The following is a 1,828-nucleotide window of genomic DNA, read 5'->3' on the forward strand; positions in this document are numbered from 1 at the left end:
ACCGTGAGGCCTGGCCGCCTCGATCAGCGGCTCCCACACCGCCCAGGTCGCATCCGTGAGAAGCTGCTCGTCCTTGCCCTTCGCCATACCCAAAACATGGGAGTAGCATTCAAGCTCTAACAGGCCTTAAACATCAGAAGGACCAGCAACCAGTAAACTGAGCGCAGGTTACGAAATCGGAATATAACAATAAATCTACAAGCGGAATGTCTCATATCGTACAGACGAACGCCCTGCAGCCTGCGAGCGGCTGGGTGCTGAGTCCGGATTTTGTTTGATTTTAAAACCAGCCGCCGTCCGATCAGTCGGGCAAGGGGAATTACATGGGAAAGAACCTGATCCTGGCACGTGTGGGCAAGAACTCGCTGCACCGGTGCTGGATAGACCAGGGCAAGCCACGGGATTGGGACCTCTACCTTTGTCCGTTCCAAGAGATCCCGCCCCAGACAGACCTGGACTGTATCGTGGGCCACGTTATTCCCGGCCCGAAGTGGACAGGCCTCCGGCAGCTCCTCAACGACTGGAATGGCTGGCGGGAATACGACCACATCTGGCTGCCGGACGATGACATTCTGGCCACGCAGGACACCATCACCGCGATGTTCGATGCGGCACGCGCGCTGCAGTTCCAGCTTTTCGCGCCGGGCCTGCATGAGGGGTCGCACTACGCCCATTACATCGGCATGCGGAATCAGAGTTTCTTTGCGCGCCGTGTCGGCTTCGTGGAAATCATGGTGCCAGGCTTTAGCCGGGCTGCGCTGGAGAAGCTCCTGCCCACCTTCGATCTCTCAACGACGGGCTGGGGGTGGGGACTTGATTCGCTCTGGCCGAAGCTCCTTGGCTACCAGGGCCTCGGCATGATCGATGGCGTTCCGGTCCTGCACACAAGGGCCGTAGGGCAGTTCCGGGACGCGGAGCTCGGCAGGCGGGTGAACGAGGAATCCGACCGCATCCTGGCCGAGCACGAATGCGGCCAGCGCATGATTACCTTTGCCGGCATCGACCGCGACTTGCGCGAGCGGCAGCTCTCGCCTGACCAGCTCCTCGTGGAACTCGTGCGAGGTTGGCAATACTTGCTTGACCGCGACCCCAGGGTGCTGCGCTGGGTCGTAGAGCAGCAGCGGCCAGCCTTCGAGTGGCCCGGCTATGCGGTGGCTGGCTCGCCAACCAGCCCGGGCTGACGGCTCGGGCATGCCGGCCGAGCGGTCTGGCCGACAGCCTCCGGAGCTTCTGCCGGTCTGGTGGGCGTAGTGTTCAGCCTGCCTGGCTTGGCCCTACCCCGTTTCAGTGGGCACGGGTTGGGGCCGAGGTGGCCGCGGCGAGTTGTTCCATCCCGGTCGGCGCCTTGCCGCCGGTCGCCGAGCGGAGGCGCTGCCGATCGCAGAAGCCTCCGGTGAAGCCGGAGAAAGCGGAGCTGGCGGCCTGTTGGCTCTCGAAGGGCTCATCCTGCCTCCGCTCGGTCTTTCGGCTGCCGAGGAAGCTTTCACGGGGGCCTTGTCCCGGCGATCGCCTTTCCGGCTCATCGAGCAGAGGATGCCGTGTTGGGCGAGCAGGCGCCATTGGCCATGGGCAGCGCAGTGGTTGCCGCCGCCACGCATGGTATCCGCTGGCGCTCACCTCGGGGGCCGAGCACATCACCCGCGCATGGAGCACCTCGCGGTGGTGCCCGGTGGAACGGAGGCTTTGAGCAGCGCGTGGTCCTGGATGCTGAGTGGCATCAGCCATGGCCGGCGCCTCCCGCCGGTGCTGGCCTGAAGGGCCTGCGCGATACCGTACAGACAGGCCGAGCTTCGCCCTTTATGTACGGCCCATCGCCCGCTGAGGTTTT

1 protein-coding gene is annotated in these 1,828 nt (G+C 63.8%); it reads left to right on the plus strand.

The genetic code is table 11. The features are described from left to right. Positions 1-323: 323 nt before the first annotated feature. The gene (locus CR165_RS24105) at positions 324-1,181 is read left to right on the plus strand and encodes a hypothetical protein (RefSeq protein WP_109519413.1); all 858 of its coding nucleotides are present in this window, start codon (positions 324-326) and stop codon (positions 1,179-1,181) included. Positions 1,182-1,828: the final 647 nt, after the last annotated feature.

It is taken from the genome of Teichococcus aestuarii (assembly GCF_003116135.1).
GTDB classification, from domain to species: Bacteria; Pseudomonadota; Alphaproteobacteria; order Acetobacterales; family Acetobacteraceae; genus Pseudoroseomonas; species Pseudoroseomonas aestuarii.

Bases quoted from the DNA above. Each gene is read 5' to 3' on its own strand.
- CR165_RS24105 (WP_109519413.1), top strand. From the start codon at position 324: ATGGGAAAGAACCTGATCCTGGCACGTGTGGGCAAGAACTCGCTGCAC.